The 6,412-nt window shown below is 69.6% G+C and carries 6 protein-coding genes; all 6 read left to right on the forward strand.

The genetic code is table 11. The features are described from left to right. Positions 1–58: 58 nt before the first annotated feature. The gene (locus tag WME95_RS45010) at positions 59–739 is read left to right on the forward strand and encodes an RNA polymerase sigma factor (RefSeq protein ID WP_437905366.1); all 681 of its coding nucleotides are present in this window, start codon (positions 59–61) and stop codon (positions 737–739) included. 98 nt (positions 740–837) lie between these two features. Continuing rightward, a complete protein-coding gene (locus tag WME95_RS45015; RefSeq protein ID WP_437905367.1) occupies positions 838–1,320 on the forward strand; it encodes a nucleoside 2-deoxyribosyltransferase domain-containing protein in 483 nt (160 codons plus the stop codon). Between the two features lie 262 nt (positions 1,321–1,582). After that, the gene (locus tag WME95_RS45020) at positions 1,583–2,479 is read left to right on the forward strand and encodes a hypothetical protein (protein WP_437905368.1); all 897 of its coding nucleotides are present in this window, start codon (positions 1,583–1,585) and stop codon (positions 2,477–2,479) included. Positions 2,480–3,122: 643 nt separating this feature from the next. Then, on the forward strand, positions 3,123–4,844 hold the full coding sequence (locus WME95_RS45025; protein ID WP_437905369.1) for a cyclic peptide export ABC transporter: 1,722 nt from the start codon (positions 3,123–3,125) through the stop codon (positions 4,842–4,844). Between the two features lie 25 nt (positions 4,845–4,869). After that, a complete protein-coding gene (locus tag WME95_RS45030; RefSeq protein ID WP_437905371.1) occupies positions 4,870–5,082 on the forward strand; it encodes an MbtH family protein in 213 nt (70 codons plus the stop codon). Positions 5,083–5,420: 338 nt separating this feature from the next. Beyond that, positions 5,421–6,365, forward strand: coding sequence for a TauD/TfdA family dioxygenase (locus WME95_RS45035; protein ID WP_437911093.1), 945 nt, complete (start codon positions 5,421–5,423; stop codon positions 6,363–6,365). The last annotated feature ends 47 nt before the right edge of the window (positions 6,366–6,412 follow it).

Raw genomic sequence — 6,412 nt, forward strand, 5'->3', positions numbered from 1 at the left:
TCGCTTTGTGTCGTGGCGCGGTGGCGCAGGGCGTCCCTCGTGGATAGCCTGGTGCGTCATGAGCGAGAGCGAGCCAGAGCGAAGGCCCGAGCGCGCCGAGCGCGCCGAGCCGCCGAGCGAAGGCGCCGAGGACGCGCGGTCTTCGGCGGTCGCGACCCTCGTCGAGAGCCACCGGGAGTTCCTGCGCTTCCTGGAACGGAAGGTGGGCAATCGCGCCATCGCCGAGGACATCCTGCAGGACGCCTTCGTGCGGGGCATAGGGCGCATCGACAGCCTGCGCGACGAGGAGTCGGCCACGGCGTGGTTCTATCGGACCCTCCGGAACGCCGTGGTCGACCATTTCCGGCGAAAGGGCGCGTCGGAGCGGGCGATGGCCGCGCTGGCCGCCGAGCTCGACGAGGCGGCCCAGCCCGAGGTGGAGCACCGCGCGGTCTGCCAGTGCGTCCGGGCGCTGGCCGGCACGCTGAAGCCCGAGTACGCCGCCGCGATCCAGCGCGTGGAGGTCGACGGCCTCTCGGTGCAGGCCTTCGCCGAGGAGGCGTCGATCACCGCGAACAACGCGGCGGTGCGCCTCTTCCGCGCCCGCGAGGCCCTCCGCAAGCAGGTGGTCGCGTCGTGCGGGAGCTGCGCGGAGCACGGGTGCCTCGACTGCACGTGCGCCCCGGTGCCCCCGCCGCCGTCGAAGGGCGAGCCCGAGCCGAAGCGAGGCTGCGGGCACGGGCACGGCGGAGCGGGCTGAGCGTTTACGGGTTACGGGTTACGGGTTACGGGGCGGGGGAGGGGAGCGGCCCGCATGGCGATCGTCGTCCACGTGTTCTCATCCGCGAGGTGTTCCCCATGATCGAGGTGCTGGCGCCGCGGCCGTTCGACGGATTGACGGGTCCGAAGCTGTTCCTCGCCGGATCCATCGACAACGGCCAGGCCGAGCTGTGGCAGGCGCGCGTCGCGGAGGAGCTCGCGGATCTCGAGGTGGTGATCCTCAACCCGAGGCGGGAGCGGTGGGAGCCGGGCTGGGCGCAGAGCCTCGAGAACCCGAGCTTCGTGGAGCAGGTGCAATGGGAGCTCCGCGGGCTCGAGGAGGCGGACGTCATCTTGATGTACTTCGCGCCGGGCTCGAAGGCGCCGATCAGCTTGCTGGAGCTCGGCCTGTTCGGGCGCTCCGGGAAGATGCATGTCGTCTGTCCGGAGGGGTTCTGGCGCAAGGGCAACGTGGATGTCGTGTGCGAGCGGTACGCGATCCCGCGTTATGTGAGCTTGACCGAGGGGCTGCGCGCGGTGCGAGGGGCGCTCCTGCGCAGCAGCGGCGATTCAGCTCGGTAACGGCTGCGTGAACACCAACCATCGTCGGTAGCGTCTCGGAGCGGTCGAGGGCCCAATTCCTCTCGTGTACGCCCGAGCCCTCCCGTGGAGCCCACGAGCCCTGGCCGTCGGAGCACACGCAGGGCACTCGGCGTGACGAATCCGAGGAGCAGCCCGGAATTCATGAGTGGGAGGTGGCCGCTCGGCTCCTGCGGGCCCCACCGCATGAGCCTGGCGCGCCACGCAAATCCAGCATGATTGCAACCACTCGTGAGACTACCCGATGCCCTCAGTGACCCATGAAGCTCTGGTGGAGCTGTTCAAGAACCGGCCGACGCTGGCCGCCGAGATGCTGCACGACGCGCTCGGCCATCCGGTCCCGACCTTCACGGAGGCGCGCGTCGAGACCTCCGACCTCACCGAGATCGTGCCTTCCGACCGCCGCGCCGATGTCGTCGTCGTGCTGCTGGTCGGCGAGCAGCAACGGCCCGCGATGGCGATCGTGGTCGAGGTCCAGCTCGGTGTGGACCCGGACAAGCCCTACGTCTGGCCCGTGTACGTCACCCAGACGCGCGCCCGGCACCGCTGCCCGACCCAGCTGCTGGTCGTCACCATCAACGCAGCGATGGCGCGGTGGAGCGCGCGGCCGATCGACACTGGCCACCTTGGCTGGGCGCTGACGCCGCTGGTGCTCGGGCCCCAGGGCGTCCCGGTCGTCACCGACGCCGAGCAGGCGAAGGCGGCGCCCGAGGTGGCCGTGCTCTCGGCCATGGCGCACGGACAGAGCGAGGCGGCGGAGGCGATCGGCTTGGCTTTCTTGGCAGCGGCGGACGAGCTCGATGAGGAGCGCCGAGCCGTCTACGGGGACCTGGTGCTATCCTCGCTGAACGCAGCGGCGAGGCGGAAGTTGGAGGCGATGATGAAGAGCGGTTACCAGTTTCAGAGCGAATTCGCGCGCAGCTACGTGGCGAAGGGGCGAGAGGAAGGGATGCGGGAGGGCACCCTGAAGACCAAGGCACAGGCGGTGCTCGCCGTCCTCGAGGCCCGCGGGCTGGAGGTCCCCGTCGAGGTGCGAGAGCGCGTCCTCGCGAGCACCGATCTCGACGAGCTGGACCGCTGGATCCGCCGCGCCGCGGTGGTCAGCGACGCCAGGGAGCTGCTCGCCACGACCGAATCCTGAACACGGCGTCTCCGTGTCCCCGAGATCCCTCCCCCCGAACGACAGCTACAGAGAAGCCGCAGCCAGCGCCTGACCGAAGATCCTCGCCGCCTCTTCAATCTGAGCCGCGGCGAGCTGCGCCGTGAGCCGCGCGCTGCGGCCGCCGCCGGCCCGGTCTCCATGGGAGCGGCGTCGGCGCCCGGAACCCGGCCAGCACGCCGCGTGCACAAGCGCTTGACGTCGCGCCGATAGAGCTCCTGCGACAGCCGCAGCTCGCCCGACGCCCGCTGGCCGAGCGCGAACCGCGCGGCGCGCCCAGCGGACTCCAGCGCCGCGAGGCACGCGAAGGGGGCCTGCGCTCGAGCCCGTGAGCGCTCAGGGAGCGGTCCTTCGCCGCCCTGGAGCCAGCGCCACGTGCGACGCACAAGGCTGATACAAATTTCCACCGACAGCGGCATCCGCGCCCATCTTGAGAATGAAAATGACATTCAATTTCCATTGACGTGTTTGGGGGCGCACTGTACATGGGGGAGGCTTCGCAACCTCGACCGCCACGGGCGGGCGCCGCCCCTCCTGAGCGAGGGCGTCGCCCCCGCGACGGGGACGAGGCGCGGGGAGCGAGCGACACGGCGGCCGGCGGCCGCGAGGCAGCGCGGAGAGAGGGATGAACGAAGCAGCGGAGACGCTCGGCGGAGGCGTGTCGCAGCGAAAGGAGAGATGGCGGGGCGCGGCGCTGCTCGCGTTCCTGATCCAGTCGTCGCGCTGGCTGCTGCTCGCGGCGCTCGTCACGAGCCTTGTCAGCGGCCTCTGCGGAGCGGCGCTCGTCGCCGTCATCAACCAGGCGCTCACCGCAGAATCCGGCGCGATGCCCGCGCTCGGGTGGAAGTTCGCCGGGCTCAGCCTCGTCGTGCTCGCGGCCCGCTGGATCTCGCAATCGCTGTTCGTGCACCTCAGCCAGGGCACGCTCGCCTCGATGCGCGCGTTCGTGAGCGGCAAGGTCGCCGACGCGCCCTATCGCCACCTCGAGGTCCAGGGATCGGCGCGTATCCTCGCCGTGCTCACGGAGGACATCGGGACGGTCTCCCAGTTCTTCGTGACCCTCCCCAACCTCATCATGAACGGCGCCGTCGTCCTGGGGTGCCTCGTCTACCTCTGCGTCCTCTCGTGGAAGGTGTTCCTCTTCGCCGCCCTCATGGTCTTGCTGGGCTCGTCGGCGTACCTCCGCGCCCACACGAGGGCCCTCGACTTCCTGCGCACCTCACGCAAGCACGAGGACGGGCTGTTTCACCACTTCCGCGCCCTGTTCGACGGGGCGAAGGAGCTCAAGCTCCACAGGCCGCGCAAGCAGGCCTTCCTGTCCCACCTGCTCGCGCGCAGCATCGAGACCGTGCGCGCAGAGCGCGTGAAGGGCATGACGATCTACGTCGTCGCGGAGAGCTGGGGCAGCTTCCTGTTCTTCGTCTTCATCGGAGCGGTCCTGTTCATCTTCGGCCGCATCTTCGATGTCGAGGCGCACGTCATGTCCGGGTACGCCCTTGTGTTCCTGTACATGATGCTCCCGATGGACGCCGTGCTCATGGCGATCCCGAGCGTCAGCCGCGCCCGCATCGCGCTGGAGCGCATCCACCAGGTCGCCGGCAGCCTCGAAGGCGCAGAGCCGCCCGCCGCCGCGGCCGCGCCGCCCCCGTTCGAGCGGCTCCGGCTGCGGCGCGTCACCCACTCGTACTACCGCGAGCTCGAGGACAGCGCCTTCCTGCTCGGCCCCATCGACATCGAGCTCCGCGCCGGAGAGGTCGTGTTCCTCGTCGGCGGCAACGGGAGCGGCAAGACCACGCTCGCGAAGCTGCTCGTCGGGCTGTATGCGCCCGAAGGCGGGGAGATCTCCCTGAACGGCGAGCCGGTCACCGACGCCACGCGCGACGCCTACCGCCAGCATTTCGCCGCGGTGTTCTCCGACTTCTTCCTGTTCGACAGCCTGGTCGGCTTCGAGCACGCCCGCCTCGACGAGCGCGCGCGCAGGTTGCTCGTCGAGCTGGAGCTCGATCACAAGGTCAAGGTGGTCGACGGGGTGCTCTCCACCACGGCGCTCTCCCAGGGGCAGCGAAAGCGCCTCGCGCTGCTCGTCTCCTACCTGGAAGATCGGCCGATCTACGTGTTCGACGAGTGGGCGGCCGACCAGGACCCCTCCTTCAAAGAGGTGTTCTACAAACGCCTCCTCCCCGATCTCAAGGCCAGAGGGAAGACCGTGCTCGCGATCACGCACGATGATCGCTACTTCCACCTGGCCGATCGCTGCATCAAGCTCGAATTTGGCAGGCTCGTCGCCCGGAGCGACGGAGACGCCCTGCGCGACGACGGACCGGCGCCCGCCCTGATGGGCGCCTGAACAACCCACAAGGTGAGATGTCACGATGAGCTGGGATAGTGAAGATACAGTGTTCAAGGTGGTCGTGAATCACGAGGAGCAGTACTCGATCTGGCCCGACTACCTCGACCTGCCGAAGGGCTGGCGCGAGGCGGGCAAGACCGGCAAGAAGCAGGAGTGCCTCGAGTTCATCAAGGAGCGCTGGACGGACATGCGACCGCTCAGCCTGCGACAGCACATGGAGCGGGCGTCGAGCTGAGTCGTCTTGACGTGACACGAGCCGCCGCCCCGTCGCAGCGCGGTGCAGCCGGCTCGTCTCTCGGGTGAGCGCCGCCTCCGGAGGACGGCGAGCGCGCGCCGCGGGCCGCGCCTCGTGAGGAGGCGGTGACGGCCTGAGCGCGGGCTCGCCGCGGGGCGGCGTGCTGGCTGCGTGGTGACTCCGCCGCGGCGCAGGGCCCGCTCGTGACGAGCGGAGCGCTGCTGCTCGTGGAGCGGCGGGGGTGTTGTGTCTTGCGCGCGCGTTGGCGCGAGGAGCGCTTGATGAGCTCGGTGCAAACGGAGGTCCGTCCGGACGATCGGACCGCGGTGAAGACGTCGATGTTGCTCGGCCGGCTGCCGCTCGTGCTGTCGCCGGCGCGGCGAGGCGAGAGGATCATGAGCGTGTTCGCGGAGCTCGCGCGGCACGTCGACGAGCACCTGCTCGATCACGGCGGCGTCCTGTTTCGCGGCTTCCACGTCGATGGCGTCGCGGGCTTCCGCGAGCTCGCGGCCGCCTTCGGGCACCCGCTCCTCGGCTACGAGTTCGGGTCGACGCCGCGCACGAAGCTTGTCGAAGGCGTGTATTCGTCCACCGAGTACCCGGCGCACCAGCACATCCCGCTCCACAACGAGCAGGCGTACAGCCGCGAGTGGCCGATGAAGATCTGGTTTTACTGCGCCCTCGCCGCCGAGGAGGGAGGCGAGACGCCCATCGCCGACAGCCGCGAGGTGTACCGGCGCGTCGATGCGCGGATCCGCGAGCGCTTCGTGCGCCACGGGCTCATGTACGTGCGGAACTTCGGCAACGGCCTCGACGTGCCGTGGCCGAAGGTCTTCGAGACCGACGACCGGGCCGCGGTCTCCGCGTACTGCGAGCGCCACGGCATCGTCTGCGAGTGGAAGGACGACGGCGAGCTGCGGACGCGGCAGACCTGCCAGGCCGTCGCGCGCCACCCGAAGACGGGAGACATGGTGTGGTTCAACCAGGCACACCTGTTTCACATCTCCGGCCTCGAGGCGGAGGTGCGTGAGGCGCTGCTCGACGTGGTGAGCGAGGACGAGCTCCCGCGCAACGTGTACTACGGCAACGGAGAGCCGATCGAGGATTCCGTGCTCGACGAGATCCGCGGCGTGCTCGACGAGCTGAAGGTCAGCTTCCCGTGGGAGACGGGCGATGTCCTGATGCTCGACAACATGCTCACGGCGCACGCGCGCAACCCGTTCAAGGGGCCGCGCAAGATCGTCGCGGCGATGGCAGAGGGGTACTCGGAGCGCGAGGGCTGAGCGCGGCAACGCGGGCGCGCCGCCGCGGGGCCCGGGGCATCGCCGGA

The organism is Sorangium sp. So ce327 (assembly GCF_051530205.1).
Lineage (GTDB): Bacteria > Myxococcota_A > Polyangia > Polyangiales > Polyangiaceae > Sorangium > Sorangium cellulosum_B.